This window comes from Mesorhizobium neociceri (genome assembly GCF_013520985.1).
In the GTDB taxonomy this organism is placed as follows: domain Bacteria; phylum Pseudomonadota; class Alphaproteobacteria; order Rhizobiales; family Rhizobiaceae; genus Mesorhizobium; species Mesorhizobium neociceri.
Genome location: NZ_JACDTY010000007.1, coordinates 1 through 18,348, shown reverse-complemented (window position 1 = coordinate 18,348; position 18,348 = coordinate 1). Strand labels below are relative to the sequence as shown.

At 62.4% G+C, this 18,348-nt stretch carries 10 protein-coding genes and 1 tRNA gene; 6 read left to right on the top strand and 5 right to left on the bottom strand.

Annotated features, from left to right (window positions below):
• Nucleotides 1-5: 5 nt before the first annotated feature.
• Both H0241_RS15495 and H0241_RS15490 read left to right on the top strand, forming a co-directional pair.
• Entirely contained in the window at nt 6-971 is a 966-nt protein-coding gene (locus H0241_RS15495; RefSeq protein ID WP_181058542.1) for an ABC transporter permease subunit, read from the top strand.
• On the top strand, nt 968-1,786 hold the full coding sequence (locus tag H0241_RS15490) for an ABC transporter permease (RefSeq protein WP_181058541.1): 819 nt from the start codon (nt 968-970) through the stop codon (nt 1,784-1,786). The genes H0241_RS15495 and H0241_RS15490 overlap by 4 nt, the downstream gene beginning before the upstream one ends.
• 48 nt (nt 1,787-1,834) lie before the next feature.
• On the opposite strand, the gene H0241_RS15485 is transcribed toward H0241_RS15490, so the two are convergent.
• Nucleotides 1,835-3,688, bottom strand: coding sequence for an AsmA family protein (locus H0241_RS15485; protein WP_181058540.1), 1,854 nt, complete (start codon nt 3,686-3,688; stop codon nt 1,835-1,837).
• 329 nt (nt 3,689-4,017) lie between these two features.
• Between H0241_RS15485 and H0241_RS15480 the strand changes: the two genes are divergently transcribed.
• Nucleotides 4,018-5,976 carry an acetoacetate--CoA ligase gene (locus H0241_RS15480; protein WP_181058539.1) on the top strand — a complete coding sequence of 653 codons (1,959 nt, stop codon included), beginning with the start codon at nt 4,018-4,020 and terminating at the stop codon, nt 5,974-5,976.
• A 257-nt stretch (nt 5,977-6,233) separates the two neighbouring features.
• Here the strand turns inward: H0241_RS15480 and H0241_RS15475 are convergent, their stop codons facing one another.
• The gene (locus H0241_RS15475) at nt 6,234-10,217 is read right to left on the bottom strand and encodes a PAS domain S-box protein (RefSeq protein ID WP_181058538.1); all 3,984 of its coding nucleotides are present in this window, start codon (nt 10,215-10,217) and stop codon (nt 6,234-6,236) included.
• A gap of 299 nt (nt 10,218-10,516) precedes the next feature.
• Between H0241_RS15475 and H0241_RS15470 the strand changes: the two genes are divergently transcribed.
• Together H0241_RS15470 and H0241_RS15465 are read left to right on the top strand one after the other, a co-directional pair.
• Nucleotides 10,517-10,975, top strand: coding sequence for a phasin (locus H0241_RS15470; protein ID WP_181058537.1), 459 nt, complete (start codon nt 10,517-10,519; stop codon nt 10,973-10,975).
• A gap of 347 nt (nt 10,976-11,322) precedes the next feature.
• Nucleotides 11,323-11,399 (top strand) — tRNA-His (locus H0241_RS15465).
• A 499-nt stretch (nt 11,400-11,898) separates the two neighbouring features.
• Here H0241_RS15465 and H0241_RS15460 read toward each other — a convergent pair.
• The 3 genes from H0241_RS15460 to H0241_RS15450 form a co-directional block, all read right to left on the bottom strand.
• Complete coding sequence (locus H0241_RS15460) at nt 11,899-13,236, bottom strand: HlyD family type I secretion periplasmic adaptor subunit (RefSeq protein WP_181058536.1); 1,338 nt, start codon at nt 13,234-13,236, stop codon at nt 11,899-11,901.
• Between the two features lie 19 nt (nt 13,237-13,255).
• Entirely contained in the window at nt 13,256-14,929 is a 1,674-nt protein-coding gene (locus H0241_RS15455) for a type I secretion system permease/ATPase (protein WP_328824697.1), read from the bottom strand.
• 207 nt (nt 14,930-15,136) lie between these two features.
• Nucleotides 15,137-18,220 (bottom strand): beta strand repeat-containing protein, encoded by a 3,084-nt coding sequence (locus H0241_RS15450; protein ID WP_328824722.1) that lies wholly within the window; start codon nt 18,218-18,220, stop codon nt 15,137-15,139.
• Between H0241_RS15450 and H0241_RS36230 the strand changes: the two genes are divergently transcribed.
• Nucleotides 18,147-18,348 (top strand): hypothetical protein (locus H0241_RS36230; RefSeq protein ID WP_328824723.1); only part of this gene is annotated, 202 nt, incomplete at its 3' end. The two genes, H0241_RS15450 and H0241_RS36230, sit on opposite strands and share 74 nt — an antisense overlap.

Genomic DNA, 18,348 nt, shown 5'->3' with positions numbered 1-18,348 from the left:
CGGCCATGTCCAACATCGCCATCACCGATGCCGGCCCATCGACAGCGGCCAAACCATTGCTTACGCGGCTCGGCGCCGGCTTCGTCAGCCGTCTCGTCATCATCGTTCCCTATCTCTGGCTGCTGTTCTTCTTCTTCATCCCGTTCATCATCGTCTTCAAGATTTCGCTGTCGCAGTCGGCGATCGCCATGCCGCCCTACACGCCGGTGCTCGACTTCACGGACGGCATTTCCGGCTTCTTCGCCGGCTTCCGCGAACTCAGCTTCGACAATTATGTCTGGCTGACGCAGGACGCGCTTTACTTCAAAGCCTATGTGACCAGCGTCATTATCGCGGCAGTCTCGACGATCCTGACCTTGCTCGTCGGCTTCCCCATCGCCTACGGCATGGCGCGCGCGCCGGCGACGATCCGCCCGACCTTGCTGATGCTGGTGATCCTGCCGTTCTGGACCTCGTTCCTGATCCGCGTCTACGCCTGGATCGGCATCCTCAAGCCCGAAGGGCTGCTCAACCAACTGCTGCTGTCGCTGCACATCATCAATCAGCCACTGATCATCCTCAACACCTACACGGCGATCTTCATCGGCATCGTCTATTCCTACCTGCCATTCATGGTGCTGCCGCTCTATTCGTCGCTGGAAAAGATGGATTACTCGCTGATCGAGGCGGCCAAGGATCTCGGCTGCCCGCCAACCGCCGCCTTCTGGAAAATCACCTTCCCGCTGTCGCTGCCCGGCGTCATTGCCGGCTGCCTGCTGGTGTTCATCCCGGCGGTCGGCGAGTTCGTCATTCCAGACCTGCTCGGCGGGTCGCAGACGCTGATGATCGGCAAGACCTTGTGGAACGAGTTTTTCGCCAACCGTGACTGGCCGGTGTCGTCGGCCGTCGCCGTCATCCTGCTGCTGCTCCTGATCGTGCCGATCATGCTCTTCCAGCAGGCTCAGGCACGCGCCCAGGAGCAGGACAAATGAACGCCACCTGGAGCCGATTCAACGTCACCTCGGTCGTGCTGGGCTTTGCCTTCCTCTATCTGCCGATCGTGCTGCTCGTCGTCTTCTCTTTCAACGAATCGAAGCTGGTCACCGTCTGGGGTGGCTTCTCGACCAAATGGTATGTCTCGCTGTTCCACAATCAGGGCCTGATGGACGCCACCTGGGTGACCGCGCGTGTGGGTGTCATTTCGGCGACCGTGGCGACCGTGCTCGGCACGCTGGCGGCACTGACCTTGACCCGCTACACCCGCTTTCGGGGGCGCATCCTGTTTTCCGGCATGGTGTTTGCGCCGCTGGTCATGCCTGAAGTCATCACCGGGCTGTCGCTGCTTTTGCTCTTCGTCGCCGTCGGTCTCGACCGCGGCTTCCTCACCGTCACGCTCGCCCACATCACCTTGACCATGTGCTTCGTGGCCGTCGTCGTGCAGTCGCGCCTGGTGTCGTTCGACCGGTCGCTGGAAGAGGCGGCGATGGATCTTGGCGCAACGCCGGTGAAGACCTTCTTCCAGATCACGCTGCCGGTCATCATGCCGGCGATCGTGTCCGGCTGGATGCTGGCCTTTACGCTCTCGCTCGACGATCTGGTGATCGCGTCCTTCACCTCGGGCCCCGGCGCCACCACGCTGCCGATGAAGATATACAGCCAGGTGCGTCTCGGCGTGACGCCGGAAATCAATGCTGCCTGCACCATCCTGATCGCCGTGGTTGCCGTCGGCGTCATCATTGCCTCGGTCGCCAACAAGCGGCGTGAGGTGCAGCGTCAGCTCGACGAACAGGCCGCGCAGCGCGGCTGATTGAGCGGAAGCAGTCGCGGCAGGCGGGCGCCCTTTCGAGGGGCTCGCCTACTCGCCCGAAATGCCGCGGCTGATCGGCGAGATGAACGGCGTGCTCCAGTTGCCGCCGACGAAGAAGGACGACTGATTGGGGCCTTGCTGACCATTGGTGGGCGCTGCCGCCGGGTCGGCCTGGATAACACCGCCCGATAGCGCCAGCCCGCGTCCGCCGTATGACGCGATGCCGGACAGCCAGATCTTGTATTTCGCCGAATTGGCCTCGGCCTTGTCGAGCCGCGCCACGCCCTTCGAGATCGTGGCCTTGAGCTCGGCGCCGTCGATAGGCAGCGTCCCGTCCGAGACATCGTCGAGTGCAAAGAAGCCGCCCTGTTCGGTGTGCTTCAGAAACGCCGGCAAATTGAGCCCGCTCAGCGCGCCCGGCCCGAACGTCGCCGTGACCGAGCCGTCGGCGTTCTCGAAGATCGAGTCCCAGGATTTCCCCGGCCCTTTGAGAATGACCGAGACCGTGCCGGTGCTGGCCGGAACCAGTCGCGTCATGCCGGCCGCGGTGCCGAAAGCGGCGCCGTCAATGTCGGAGGCGAGCAGCCGGATCTCGACCTGCGAACCCTCCGGCTTGCGGTCGAAGCGCAGGCTGCTCTGAACGTTGCCGCCAAAGGCCGACGCATCGGAGATATCGAAGACGGCAAGCCCGTTCTTCACCTGCGCCGTGGCTGCGACGTCGGCAAGCTGGACCGCGCCCGCCGAGGCATGCGCCGCCGACAGCCTCAGATCCAGATTGACGCGGTCGGCAAAGCTGGTGTCGATTTCCCCGGGGCCGGTCTCGCCGGTGGGCGCCAGCGGCGTGAAGGCGGAGAACAGCGACCTGAGGTCGAGCGTGTCGAAGGCGAGCGTGCCGGAAATCACCGGCAAGGCGTCGCCGAACGAGAAATCGAGCGCCCCCATTCCCGGATTGTTGTCGAGCGCCACCGCGGTGTTTTCGAATTTGACGCGGCCGGCCGTCGCCGTGATCTTGCTCGAAATCGAGACGGAACCGATCGCCGTACCGGGGGCAATACCGGCCTGCGACCATTCCAGCACGCGCCGCAGCGATGGCGCGGCGAATTTCGCCTGGCCGTCGAAATAGGCGTTCTGCGACATGCCGGCCGTGCCTTCGAACGAGAAGCTGGCGGGCGCTGCCTTGAACGAAAACGTGACGGGTGCGGAACCACCGGCAAACAGCACCAGCGGATTGGGCGAGGCGGCATCGACGGTGACGCTTTCGCCGCGCCAGATGCCGGTCGCCGACAAGGTCGCGTTGCTGTTCATCGCCGCCCAGCTCGCCTGGCCGGACAGGCTGGTCAGCAATTCGACGTCCTTGCCGCCGATGGAGGCGACCATGCGGCCGTCCCTGAATTCCACGGTGCCGAACGGGTCGGCCGGCAGCTTGCTCAGATCGGGCTTGGTCGGATCGGCGCCGACCACGCCGCGCGCCGTGTCGATCGAGCGCGTGATGCGCCCTCCGGTCGGTATGGCGGGCAGGAACATGCCGTTTGCGGCGCGCTGAACCCGGATCGTCGGCCGCACCAGCCGCGCCGTCGAAAACACCACATCGCCCTGCAGCGCCGCCATGGCCGAAAGGTCGACCTCGACGCGTTCGGCTTCGATCACCGGCGGCGCGTCGGTCTCGGTCCACTGCGATAGCGTGACGTCGCTCAATATGGCGCGGAACTTCGGCCACACCTCGATGCGCGGCGAACCGTCAATGGTGACCCTGAAACCGCTCCACGCGCTCATCTCCCAGGCGATGCGGTCGCGCACGATCCGGGTCGAGGCAATCAGCGGCAGAGCGGCGACGACCAGCGCGATGACGAGCACGGCAACGCCGATCGCCCATATTCCGCGCCGGATCAAAGGTGATGGCATATCGCCCCGTATGCTTTCATTCCGACAAAAACCGCCCGACGGGTGTAACCCAGCGCTGACGCATTTCAAGTCTTTATGGCCCGGCGATGGCAATTGCGCACATCTGGCCGCATTCGGCCGAACAAAATCTTGCTCTGCTGCTTGGCGATAGGCATAAGCGATGCAGCTTCAGCCTGCCACGAGGCGCGGCGTTTTTGGGACAGCGGCGCCTGTAAAGCTGGGGCTAATGCATGTCGCCCGGAAGTGTGCAGCGGTTCCGGGACAACGACATGCATAAAAACAAATGCATATCAGACTTGCGACGCGACGGGCTTCAAGGAGGATCGATCATGGCTGGTGACGCGCCTCTGTGGACCCCGACGCAAGACCAGATCGACGCAGCACCCCTGACCGCCTTCATGAAGGACGCGGCGGCCAAAACCGGCACGTCCTTCGCCTCCTACGCCGAACTGCACCGCTGGTCGGTCGAGGATCGCGAGGGCTTCTGGAGCCTGCTGTGGGACTTTTGCGGCATTGTCGGCGAGAAGGGCGAGACCGTGCTCGTCGACGGCGACAAGATGCCCGGTGCCGCCTTCTTCCCCGATGCGACGCTGAATTTCGCCGAGAACCTGCTGAAAAAGACCGGTTCCGGTGCGGCAATAGTCTTTCGCGGCGAGGACAAGATCGAGCGGCGGCTGTCGTGGAACGAACTGCACCAGCTGACCTCGCGCTTTCAGCAGCTTTTCCTGTCGCTCAAGGTGAAGAAGGGCGACCGCATCGCGGCGATGATGCCCAACATGCCGGAAACTGTCGCCGCCATGCTGGCGGCTGCCTCGATCGGCGCGGTCTGGTCATCGTGCTCTCCCGATTTCGGCGAACAGGGCGTGCTCGACCGTTTCGGCCAGATCGAACCGGTCGTCTTCATCGCGCCGGATGGCTACTGGTACAATGGCAAGGCAATCGAGGTCGCCGACAAGATCGCTGCCGTTGCTGTGAAGCTAGAAACCGTCGGCAAGGTCCTGATCGTCGACTATCTCGGTACGTCGCGCGATATCGCCGCGATTATCGACAAGGCGGTGGCGCTGGAAGAGGCGTTGTCACCCTTTGCCGCCAAAGCCCTCACATTCGAGCAGCTACCATTTTCGCATCCGCTCTACATCCTGTTTTCGTCCGGAACCACCGGCATTCCCAAATGCATCGTGCATTCGGCCGGCGGCACGCTGATCCAGCATGTCAAGGAACACCGGATGCATGCCGGGCTGCTCGAAGGCGACCGCTTCTTCTATTTCACCACCTGCGGCTGGATGATGTGGAACTGGCTGGTGTCGGGGCTGGCGTCAGGTGCAACGCTGCTGCTCTATGACGGCTCACCCTTCTACCCCGACGGCAATGTGCTGTTCAGCTTCGCCGATGCCGAGAAGATGACCTTCTTCGGCACCTCGGCCAAGTTCATCGATTCCGTGCGCAAGGCCGGTCTCAAGCCGATCCGCAGCCACGATCTGTCGAGCGTGCGGGCGATTTCCTCCACCGGCTCGCCGCTGTCGCCGGAGGATTTTCGCTTCGTCTATGAGGGCATCAAGAACGACGTGCATCTGGCCTCGGTCTCCGGCGGCACCGACATCGTCTCCTGCTTCGTGCTTGGCGTGCCGACGCAAGCTGTATGGACCGGCGAGATCCAGGGACCCGGCCTCGGCCTTGCCGTCGATGTCTGGGATGATGACGGCAAGCCGATCCGCGGTGAGAAGGGCGAACTGGTCTGCACAAAAGCGTTTCCGTCGATGCCGATAGGCTTCTGGAACGACCCTGAGGGCAGGAAATACCAGGCGGCCTATTTCGAGCGTTTCGACAATGTCTGGTGCCATGGCGACTTCGCCGAATGGACGGCGCATGGCGGCATGATCATCCACGGTCGCTCCGACGCGACGCTCAATCCTGGCGGCGTGCGCATCGGCACGGCGGAGATCTACAACCAGGTCGAACAGATGCCGGAAATCCTGGAAGCACTGTGCATCGGCCAGGATTTCGACAATGACGTGCGCGTCGTGCTGTTCGTGCGGCTGGCCGCCGGGGTAACGCTGGATGAGGATCTGGAAAAGCGCATCCGGGCGAAGATCCGTACCGGCGCTAGCCCGCGTCACGTGCCGGCAAAGATCGTTGCGGTCACCGACATTCCACGCACCAAATCGGGCAAGATCACCGAGCTTGCGGTGCGCGACGTCGTGCATGGCCGCGCCATCAAGAACAAGGAAGCGCTCGCCAATCCGGAGGCGCTGGAATTGTTCAAGGATCTGCCCCAACTGGCGGACTGACCGCGCCGGCATGGTTAACGATTTATGCCGGTCGAATTTACCTAGATTTCACGAGTGGTACACATTCGTAAATTTTTTGGCCGGCCGGTAAGGAGTTGTTAAGGCCCGGCGTCGATAGTCGTACGTAACTTGAGGGAGAAATCCCGTTCCTCGTCCCCTGAGGATCAGATTCGCTCAAGCCCCGTTGTGACAGCAAAATTCCACTAAGGCGTCCTGTTGGACGCCTTTTCTTTGTGCCGGTTCAGGATGGAGCGGCTCTATTCCGCCAGCACACGCGTCGACGGGAAGGCGACCTCGACCAGTGTCCCTTCGCCCGGGGTCGAGGTGATGGTGAAGCGGGCGCGGTTGGCTTCCACCATCGCCTTGGTCAGCGGCAGGCCGAGGCCGGTGCCGTCGCCACGCCCGCGCTTCAGCGCGTTGATCTGCTTGAACGGCTTCAGCGCCTGCTCGATCTCGGCATGGCTCATGCCGATGCCGGTATCGCGCACCCGCATGAGGACATCGCCGGAGGTTTCATAGGCCGTCGACACGATCACCTGGCCACCGGCCTGGGTGTAGCGGATGGCGTTGGACAGGATGTTGAGCGCGATCTGGCGCACGCTTCTGAGGTCGGCGACCACTTCCGGCAGCCGAGAGGCGAAGCTGGAGCGAATGATGACGCGCTCGCGATTGGCCTGCGGCTGCATCATCGCCACCGTCTCGGCCAGCGTGTCGTTGAGCGACACCGCCTCGTAGTCCATCTCCTGCTGGCCGGCCTCGATCTTCGAGATGTCCAGGAGGTCGTTGACCAGGTCGAGCACATGGTTGCCCGAGCGGTTGATGTCGCGCAGATAGTCGCGGTAGCGGTCATTGGCCACCGGGCCGAACTTTTCGTCCACCATCAGTTCGGAAAAGCCGATAATGGCGTTGAGCGGCGTGCGGATCTCATGGCTGATGCGGGCGAGGAAATCGGTCTTCTGCGAGGAGGCGCGCTCGGCCACCGCGCGCGCCTGGGTCAAATCCTCCTCGGCCCGCTTCCACTGCGTGATGTCGCGGACCACGGCACAGAAGCCGCTGTCGTTGGGCAGCCGGCCTATGGTCATGAACAGCGGGATGAAGCGCCCTTGCGCCTCGCGCCCGATCACCTCGCGGCCATCGTTCATGACGCTCGCCACGCCGGGCTCGGACAGTCCGTTGAGATAGTCGCGCGCCGCGCGCTGGCTTTCGATGGCAAACAGCGAGGCGAACGGCTTGCCGGTCACCTCGTCGCTGTCGAAGCCGAACAGCGCCTCGGCTGGACGGCTGATCGAGCGGATATCGCCGTCGCGGCCGATCAGCACCACGCCATCGGTCGCGGTGTCGATGATGGTGCGCATTTCGGCAATGCGTGATTTGAGCTCGGAAACGTCGGGCTGCGTCTGCTCCTCGGCTGCGACATGCGCGACCATCGGCGCCTCGTCGTCGCCAGTGCGCCGTACCACCAGCATCAGTGCCTTGCCGGCGCGCCACGGTACCGAACGCAAAATGGCTTCGATCGGAAATTCCTGCCCGTCACGCGCCTTCAGCCGCAGCGCGTGGTCGCTTTCGTCGGCCGTCTCGGAATAAGGATCGGCAAACAGCGCGTCGAGGCCGCCGGCATCGCTCAAATCGTCGAGCGTGTCATAGCCGGTCAGGCCGAGGAATTCCTCATTGGCGTAATGAAGCTCGTCGCCCGAATGGATGAGCAGCGGCACCGGCAGCTTGCCGAGGATCGACGTGTCCGGCGCCTTGTGTTCGTCTCCGGCTGAAAACGCCGAAGGCATGAACCCTTCAAGTTTGAGCGGCGGCACTTTCAGGCGCGGCGGCTCTGCCGGCGCTGTGTCCGCATCGCCGGCCTTGTCCCCGTCTTCCACGGCTGAACCGGCCGCCTCGTCGGCCGGGGCCCAATCCTCATTGTCCTCGGCATCGCGGAAATCGGCCGCAGTCATGCTGTCGTCTTCGCTGGCGTCGGCCGGCGCCTCGGCAACAACCGGCTGTGGCTCTACGGCCTCGACGATTTCCTGAGCCTTCGTCTCATCCAGCTCGGAAGCCGGCGCCGGTTCGCTGTTGGAAGACATCGCTTCGGGACTTTCTCCGGTGACGGAGCCCGGTTCGGGATCGGCGTAATCGAGCAGGGAGCGCGAGACTGTCGGCGCCTTTGCCTCGCCTGCTTCGCTGTTCGCAATGACGTCGCCCGGCAGCGCGCCGTCGAGCCGCACCAGATCCTTTTCATCCTCGGCATCGCTTTCCGGCGGCTCGGCCTCAGCCATTTCGCTTTCGGCAGCCGATGGTTCAGCTGCGGCAGCCGGGACGGCTTCGTCTGGGCTGGAGGCCTCGGCGGGTTGCTGGGCTGGCGCGGCCGTTTCAGCCTGGTCCGCTGCGGTGTGATCCGGCTTGGGCTGATCTCCCTTGGCCTGGTCCGGCGTTACCTGATCTGGCTTGGCCGATTCGGCCTGCCTGGTGATCTCCGGCTGTTCCGGTGGGGGATTGTCCTTTTTCAGCCGCTCGCCGATTTCGCGAAAAGCGCTGCGCTCCAGCGTCGACAGGCCTTTATCGTTGGCGGGCTGCCGATGCTCGGCCAGCCGGATGACCTTGTCGGCAAAGCGCCGTTCCTGCTTCGGCACGATGGTCAGCGCCGGCACTTCGCCCTCGAACGGATCGGTCGCCTTGGGGGCTTCCGTCACGGTCTCTTCCGGGGCCGGCTCGGCTGCCGCCGGTGGCGCGCCATTGGGGATCAGCGCCGTGCCGATCGCTTCCGGATCGACCACCGCATCGCTGGCGCGGGCGACGCCGAAGCCACGAAACCCTTCGAAGGCGCGGCTGCGGCCATAGACAGGCAGTGCGGCCAGATCGACCGGTATCTTCAGGTCGGTGCCCGCAACCGGCCACAGCACCGAGCGGCCCGACCAGGTGTCGCGCCGTTCGAGCAGGCCGGCGATCTCGCCCGAGGCATCAAGGCCGAAAATTGTCGCTACATCCTTGAAGCGGCGGCCGATCACATCGGCGGCGGGCTTGCCGACAATGTCGGCAAATTCCGGCGAGAGCGCGCTGAACCTGCCCTCGGCGTCGGTGCGCCAGACGAAACGCAGCGGCGGCGCCGAGCGGTCGATCTGACGTTTGGCGGGGGGCGCAGCCGGTAGGGCCACATTGGAGGGCAGGCCGGCCGAGGCGGCAGCAGCGCTGTCCGGCTGCGCATTCTCCGCCGTGACAACTGATTCTGCCTCGGCTTGTACTGGGCTGTCCGGCTCGCTTGCCCGCGGCTCTTCGCCGGCATGAAAGTACCAATGATCATGTTGCGCCGGCGCGCTGTCGTTCGCCGCCTGCTCGCGACCGCTCGTCTGCTCGCGATCGTCTGCCTTTGTATCGGTTGGCGCCGAAGCATCATCGTCCGTCGCAGCCGGTATTGTCTCGGCGACGTCAGGTGCGGCCGTGAGTGGTGCGCCCTGATCGCTGACTGCGACGGATTGGTCAGCCACCGCATCGACCGCTGCCGTGTTCTCCGCAGCGGCTTGTGTCGGGCCAACGTCCTCCGGCGCTGCAGCAGGTTCGACATCCAACTCGCCGACAGGATTTTCGTCACCGAGCTGATCCTCGTCGATGACCACCAGAAGATGCCTGGTATCGGTCAGGCGGGCAAAGCCCGCCGGATAGGACGTCGTGCCGCCGGGAACCAGCCGCTTGACGATGCGGTCGTCCTGGCTCGCCACGTCGGCGACAAGCGCCGCCAGCGTCTCAGGCCGGATGGCGAGCGCGGCAAAACCATCCGAAGCCGCTTCGACAGTGCCGGCGGCGTCGACAAAGGCGATGAAGTGGCCATCCTCTGTGAGGCCGCTGATGGCGCGGGCTGCAATGTCGGCAGCACTGCACGAGCCGGTTTGCGCCGCCGGCACCGCCAGCATGATGGCGCTTTCGCCGTCCGGCATCGTCACCGCACTGGCCAGGAAGCCGACGGCGCGGCTGGTCATGCCGGTCGCCAGACGCACCGTGATGGCGCGGTTGCTGCCGATCTGCGGGAAGCCGGCGGTCGCCATGATCTGCCGTCTGGCGATCAGCGGCAGCTGTGCCGAGGCGCCGATGATGGCTTCGATATCGGGATAGCCGAACACCGCCGCGCCCGGGCCGTTGGCCCAGATCACCTGTTCGAGGTCAGCCGACAGAATCGCAATCGCGTCGCCAGCGGCAAAGCGCTGGCGGACCGCGTCGAGCACGGCGACATCGAGGAAAGAGTAGTTCTCGGAAGGCATGCGCTTGGCGGACCCTTTCGGTGAAACCTCTTGGCGAACCTACAAGGCGGGCAATTTGCAGTTAACGCTTTGTTAATAAAAGCCCGCGCGGCGAAGGTCCACAAGCCATGGCGGGAAGCGGGGGGAATCTCTGGCCTCTTGGTTAACGGCCCTTGGCTAATGCCTGGGGTAACGTCGCGGAAGAAATTTATGGTGCACTGCAACAAAGATATTGCAACGCACAAAAAAACCGCTATATTGCCATCATACATGAACGAGACGGCTTTTTGTCAAAGCCGCTACCCCCGAAAGGATGGAAAATGACCAAGGCCAAGACCGCTGAGACCATCGAAAACGTTGAATTCCCGAGCTTCGACGCTTCCAAGGCAACCGACCAGATCCGCGCTTTTGCCGAAAAGGGCGTTGAGCAGTCGAAGGAAGCCTACTCCAAGCTGAAGACCGGCGCCGAAGAGACCCAGAAAGTTCTGGAATCGACCTTCGAGACCGCCAAGACCGTTTCCAGCGACCTGTCGCTCAAGACCATCGCCGCTCTGCGCGCCAATGCCGAAGCCGGCTTCTCGCACCTCGAAGCCCTGATCGGCGCCAAGTCGCTGTCGGAAGTCGTCGAACTGCAGACCGCCTTCCTGCGCAAGCGCGTCGAGACCACCGTCGAGCAGGCCAAGGAGTTTCAGGCCGTTGCTTCCAAGGCTGCCGAAGACGTCTCGAAGCCGGTCAAGACCGCCTTCGAGAAGGCCCTGAAGGACATCAAGGCCGCCTAATAATTACGCACAACTCTACGATGCATCAAAACGTCGCATTTCGTCAGACAAATAGATGTGCGATAGAGTTGTCCAGTGAATACCCGGCGAGTGGAACCTCCTCCCTCTGCTCTCCGGGGTGACCAGCCAGCACCTCCTCCCGCTGGCTCGTAACAGGAAAAGGCCGGCACCTCCTCCCGCCGGCCTTTTCTTTTGCCCGAAGAAAACCGGCGCCTGTTGGCAGAACCGGCTTTGCCTTATCAAAGGCCTTGAATTAGACTCTGATAGACCGTATTGGACGCATCGCCGAACGACAGAGCGGATCTCGGAGAATGAATTTTTCACCACGATCTGGCTCAGGCGAACGTGCCGTTGTAGCTCAGATGGTTAGAGCGCCGGATTGTGGATCCGGAGGTCGCTGGTTCGATCCCAGCCAACGGTACCATCGGCTTATCCTGTAAGTCATTGACTTTTATAAAGAATTTTACATATCTGGCCGTGTATCGCGCATCATTCTACTCATCTGTGTGTTACCTATTGTGATACTTTTCAGATAGGTTCGGCCTGTTCGTCAATTTTCTCCGCCTTGATGGCACCCATCACACGTAGCTCAAGCCTTCTGGTTTCGAAAGACCGTGCAGCGATGCGAGCGGTAATCGGCGGCAACGACGTGTAATTGGGCGGGTCGTGACCCGAATCGGGCGCTCATTTCGCAACAAGCTGGCGGCAGTGATGCGTGTTCGGCCGCCGAAATTTTACCAGTATTTACACCTTTGATGGCGACGCCATCGTTTGCAGACTGCAAAAGCGTCAGTCGGAAGGGACTTCTCGTTCGCTGGGCAGGTGCCTATCTCGTGATTCACACTCACAACGTGAATGTCGGGGTCAACTCACGACATCGGACATTGGAAGTTCAACGTCCGCTACTGGCATGCGGCGCCCCGTCATTTCTGGCGAAACGCGGAGTGGAACGACACAACCAGCGGGCCTAAAATGTAGTCGAGTGCGGTGCGTTCCTCGGTAACGATCATGACTGACGCTGGCATGCCTGGGTAAAGCGCAATCTGGGGGGCCGCGGCCAATTCCACCGGATCGACAGCCACGTCGGCGAGGTAGTAGGGAAACCCGGTCTTGCTGTCGGTGATGCGATCCGCCGAAATGCGGGTGACGCGTCCATGAATTATGGGTATCGAACGCTGCTTGTAGGATGTGAAACGAACTTCGGCCGCCATGTCGGGTCGCAGGTTCGATATGTCCTCGACGCGAACCTGCGCCTGGACGATCAGTGAATTCTCGGTCGGCACGATATCGAGGATGGTCTGGCCCGGCGCCACGATCGCACCGATCGAGAAGACGCTGAGGTCCATTACCTGGCCATCATAGGGTGCGCGCACTTCAGCCCGGTCCATGGCAGCCTGGGCGGCAAACATCTTGGGCACGAGGTCGGCAAGGTTCGATTGCGTGTCGATCAGCATGGCCGACAGCTTGGCTCGGCGCTCATTGGTCAATTGCGCGATCTGGCTCTCGAGTTCGGCTTTGCTCTGCTGGCTGCCGCCAATTGCGCCGAGGTTCTCGTCGATCAGGCCCTGCAGTTCCGAGGCGGACCGTTCCAGTTCCAGGATGCGCGGGCGGGTCGTCAATCCGGCCTTGAGCAGCTTCGACAGGCTGGCCTTCTCCTCAATCGTCGATTGCAGCTGGGCCTCGTAGGATTCGACCCGAGACTGCTTGCCCTTTATTTGCTCCTCGAGCTCGGCAATGCGCCGCTCGAGGATCTGCTTGGCGCCGGCCATCGAGGCGCGCTGGCTTTCCAGATCGGCGATCTGGTTTGCCATCGCATCCTTAAGGTAGTCCTCATGCTCCTTGAGGATGTCCTTGGGAAAGGCAACAGCCACGCTGCCGTCCAGTTCAGCCCGGATCCTCGCATCGGTTGCCCGCAAGAGCGCATATTGCTGGGCATAGAGATTGAACTCGGACCGGATTCTGGTGTCGTCCAGCTTCAGCATTATGTCGCCCTTCCTGACGACGTCGCCATCCTTGACGCGGATCTCCTTCACCGTACCGCCGTCGAAATGCTGTACGCTCTTTCGATTGCCTTCCACCTTGACGATGGCGTCGGCGAGCACGGCGCCGTTCAGCGGGGCAAAAGCTGCCCAGCCGCCGAAAATGCCGAAAAAGGCGATGATGATCAGCAGGCCGATACAGGCCGGCACCCGGATCGAATCCGGGGCCATGATGCCGACCTCGCCGGGCAGGCTCCGGTAGGTGAGGGCGCCATCGCTCATCGATCTCTCCGCCCACAGCTCATTGGGTTGCCACCGCCATCGGAGCCGCGCGCTGGTTGAGCAGCGCCACGATCTCGTTTCTCATCCCGAAGGCCTCGACGGCGCCATCGCGCAACAGAAGGATCTTGTCGACATTCGCCAGGGTCGAGGGCCGGTGCGAGACGATGATCACCGTGCTGCCGCGGCGCTTCAGCTCAAGCGCGCAGTCGCTCAGCGCGCGGTCGCCATCGGCGTCGAGATTGGAACTCGGCTCGTCGAGAATGATCAGGTTCGGTGTGCCGAACACCGCCCGGGCAAGGGCAATCCGCTGCCTATATCCTCCTGACAGGACTGCGCCGCCTTCGCCGATCTGGGTCTCGTAACCCTGTGGCAGGCGGATAATCATCTCGTGCACGCCAGCGAGCCGCGCGGCCTCTATCACCTCCTGGTCGACATTGGTCTTGAAACGGCCGATGTTGGCGGCGACCGTATCGGAGAAGAGCTCGATATCCTGCGGCAGATAGCCGATGTGGTCGCCTAGCGCATCGTGCCCCCATTGCGACAGGTCAGCGCCATCCAGCCTGACGGTGCCGCGGCTGGGTTGCATGACGCCCGCGAGATGACGCGCCAGCGTCGATTTGCCGGCGCCGGAAGGGCCGACGATTCCCAGCGCCTCGCCTGCGTCCAGCCGGAAGGATACGTCCCGGAGAAGCACTTTTTGCTGGCTGGCAACTGCAAAGCTGACCTGCTCGACCGAAATCTTGCCGGTGGGCTTCGGCAGGTTGAACGATCTTTCGCTCTGCGCGCCCCCGTCGACCAGCTTCTCGACCCTTGCCAACGCCGCCCGCGCCAGGATCAGGCTGCGCCAAAGGCCGACGATCTGCTCGACTGGCTGTAGCCCCCGGCCCAACAAGAGGCTCGCCGCAAACATGGTGCCGCCGGTGATCTGCCGCTCGATCACCAGATAGGCGCCGAGGCCGAGGATCAGCGACTGCATGGTTAGCCGCAGGAAACGGATCAGGCCGGACATCAGTGCGGCGCGATCGCTCGCCTCCGCCTGGCGCCGCAGCGCCAGGTTGCGGTCGCGCCCCCAGCGGCGGATGAGACCGTCGATCATCCCCATGGCGCGAACGACTTCCGAGTTTCTGAGGCTCATCTCGGTAAAGTTATAGTTGGTCGTCGCCAGGTCGTTGGCCTGCTTCAGCGGCGAACGCACGAGGTACTCGTTGAGGACGGCCATGGCGATCAAGAGCAGCGAGCAGCCCAAAGCGAAGAAGCCGAGCCATGGATGCAGCAGGAAGATGATGCCAATGTAGATGGGTGACCATGGCAGGTCGAACAGGGCATGGATGCCGCTGCCGGTGATGACCTGCCTGAACGTGTCGAAATCGCGGATAGGCTGGCTCGGCGAGGAGCCGGGCGATGGGGTTTCGACCGACGCGGCGAGGACTTTTGCCGAAAGGAGCCGATCGAGGCGTGCGCTGGCGCGCGTCAGGATCCAGGCGCGCACAAGATCGAGGCCAGCCAGCGCGAGAAAAGCTGTGAGCAGCACCAATGTTAGCATAACCAGCGTGGTTTGGCTGCCGCTGGTGACCACCCGGTCGTAGATCTGCAGCATGTAGAGCGGGGAGGCGAGATAGAGCAGATTGATCGCCAGGCTGAACGCCGCCGCGACTAGGAAATAGTAGCGGCACGCCCGAAGCGCGTCCTTCACGATCTTGGATTTGTTGTCGAGACTCAAATACCCAGCGGAAAACCGCCCCCCTGTCCAACTGCGCGCCCCGAACCGATCCTACTCCTGATCGTCCAACCGGCCACGCGGTCCCTTCCGAATCCTGCCGTAAACCTTAATTCGTAAGCTGAATCAGGCACCGGCCACATCAGCTGAGCCGCGCATATCCGCGCGGCTCACTTGCTTGTTTCACACCACAAAGTCGTTCGTCGTCAGGTGAACCACCGTTCTGCCGGCGCCGTCGTCGGAAATTGCGAAGCTGTTTGCATCGTAGACGCCAAGGAGGTGGAGCGTGGCGTTGTGCGTGCCGTCCGTGACGGTCAACGTTCCTCCGGCGCCGTCGAGGTCCGCCTGATAGGCAGCGGACGTTCCGGTGCCGAACAGGATATCTTCGAGGTTCACCTTGTCGTCATTGGTGATGCCGGCGATGCTTCCGCTGAAGTCGAATGAATCGTCCAGCTGCAATGTGCCGGCGGCATCATGCGCGAAGGTGATGTCCGTGGACGAGGCGCCGCCGAACTCCAGCTTCGACAGGTTGCCGATCGTGGCATCGCCGTCGCCAGTGACCTGGCCGTTGATGGCAATGTTGCCGCCATTGGCCCACAGCATGCCGGAATTCGCCAGCCCGCCGGTGATCGTCAGGCCGCCGGAGCCGGTTGCCTCCAGCGTTCCCGAATTGACGACGACGCTGCCTCCGGTGTCGATGACCAGCGCTTGCGAGCCGGTGGCGATGATCGTGCCCAGGTTGTCGAGGCTGAGCATCCCGCCGCCCAGCTGGCCGGCGCCCGAGATCGTGTTGTCGACATTGACCAGAGTGACGTCCGGCCCTGTGCCGGAGATGATATTGGTGGCGCTGTCGGACAGCAGGATCTGCCCGCCACCCTGCAGGGTCACGCCATGCTGGATGACCTGCAGCAGCGTATCGCTGCCGGCCGAGTCGAGCGAGATGAGGCCGCTATTATTGATTGTGCCGGTCAGCGGCAGCATTGCGCCGTCGCCGATCGTCATGGTGCCGGCATTGTTGACCACCGGCGTCTGGTCGAAGGCGAAATTGCCGTCCGCAAGCGCACTCGAGTGCACGCCGTCGAGCAGGATCGACTGCCCGTCGCCAAGCGTGATCACCGCGTTGCCGTTGGCGTCGTCGGCCAAATGCGCCTGAACGTCGGCGAAGCTCTGGAAGCCGGAATAACCGATCAGGTCGATCTGGTCAGCAGCCGCGTCGAAGCTGTGCACAGTATCGTTGCCGATCGGCTGTGAGAAGACGAACAGATCGTTGCCGCTTGAGCCGGTCAGCACGTCGTCGCCGGACCAGGCGAAGATCGGCGAACCTGGCGCGTAGGCTTCGACATTGTCGACGATCGACGCGCTTCCGGTCGTGCCGTCAGCGTTGACCCAGGTCATCGAGACATCGAGCACGGCCGCGCCGGTAAAACTGGCAGGCGTGGTGACCGTCAGCGATTGCACGTCGTTCGTCTGAACCATCCACGTACCGTCGCCGTTGTTAATGCCTTCACTCAAAGTCCAGCCCGAAGGAACGCCAGTGATTGTGACTAAGACAGGGACGAGATTCGCCGACGGTGCGGTCAGGGCAAGATTGATTGGCTCTCCGGCGATGCCGGCGGGCGCTACTGCCAGGCCACCGGTATCCAGGAAATCACCTATTGCCACCGACGTGGCGCCTGCCAGATGGATTTCGAGCAGCCCAGAGCTGCCTTGCGCCAAGGCGCCAGCGGTCTGGTTGGCATAAACAATCGTCTGATTGTTGGCGCTATCAAAATGCCAGGCGATAGTATGCGCCGCGATATTTGCGGCCCCCACGTCGATCGTTTTAAACGCCGTGAAAGCCGACGCGGTAAAGCTCGTCAAATCGATCTTGTCCGTCCCGGAAGTGAAATCGGCGATCGTGTCATAATTGGCAACGTTGTTGACAACGCCAGACTGGGAGTCCGTGATTGCATTGTACTTGAAGGTATCGCCTTGCCCGCCTCCTGCCAGAAAATCGCCTCCCGCGTTTCCAATAAGGGTGTCGGTACCGGCGCCAGCGATAATTCCATCAAAGCCAGATCCACCTGTGATGGCGTCACTATTGTTCAGTCCATAGAATAGATTAATTCCATTGGTCGCCGATAGGCTATTGGGTCCTGTATCTCCAACAATAATATTGACCGGTACGGACAACGAGATGCTACCCGAGGTCGCTATCACCGTTAGGTGGTAAGTTTGATTGGTGCTAACGTTGCTTCCGCCGACCGACAGTACCCCTGTGCTGCTGTCCACGCTGAACTGACTGTTGTCTCCTCCAATCGCGAGAGCATACGTATATGTGTGGCTCCCGTCCGGATCCCCGATAGTTTTGAAAGTTCCAAGTGGGAGGTTCTTGTTCAATTGATTTCCCGTCTCGAGCCCACCAAGTTGGGTACTTGTGAGAGACGCACTAATACCCGCCACCGCGACGGTAAAGTTGCTGCTCGGCCCAGCTAGGCCGTGATTATCAGTAGCCTGAACCCCAATCGTGTAAGAGCCCGCGTTGAGATTTTGGCCATCGGCGACGCTTACGACTCCGGTTGTCGAGTTGATTGCGAACAGGTTGTTGGGATTGCTCGTAAAGCTATAGGTAGCCGTGTCTCCGGCATCGGGATCGGTCGAATTTGCCGTGACCCCTATAACCGTGCCATTCGCGGCGTTCGCGGCAATGAAATTGTTCGCGCTGTTGGTATCGGTAGGCGCCGTCGGCGCCTCGTTGACGTTGGTGATGCTCAGCACCACGGCCTTGCTGGCGGTCAGCCCGCCGCCGTCGGTGTCAACGACATTGAAGCTGTAGGAACTCTTGGCCTCGAAGTTGGCCGAGGCGTTGAGTGTGACTTGGCCGCTGGAATTGATGCTCAACAGCGATGCATCGGCGCCGGTCAGACTCCAGGCCTGGGTGTTGTTCGGCGCCGTGGTGTCTGGGTCGGTCGCCGTCGCGGTATACACTACCGTGCTGGCCGGCGCGTTCTCCGCCACGCTCGCCGTCGCACCCGAGGTCACTGTCGGCGCCTCGTTGACGTCGGTGATGCTCAGCACCACGGCCTTGCTGGCGATCAGCCCGCCGCCGTCGGTGTTCACCACATTGAAGCTGTAGGAACTCTTGGCCTCGAAGTTGGCCGAGGCGTTGAGTGTGACTTGGCCGCTGGAATTGATGCTCAACAGCGATGCATCGGTGCCGGTCAGACTCCAGGCCTGGGTGTTGTTCGGCGCCGTGGTGTCTGGGTCGGTCGCCGTCGCGGTATACACCACCGTGCTGGCCGGCGCGTTCTCCGCCACGCTCGCCGTCGCACCCGAGGTCACTGTCGGCGCCTCGTTGACGTCGGTGATGCTCAGCACCACGGCCTTGCTGGCGATCAGCCCGCCGCCGTCGGTGT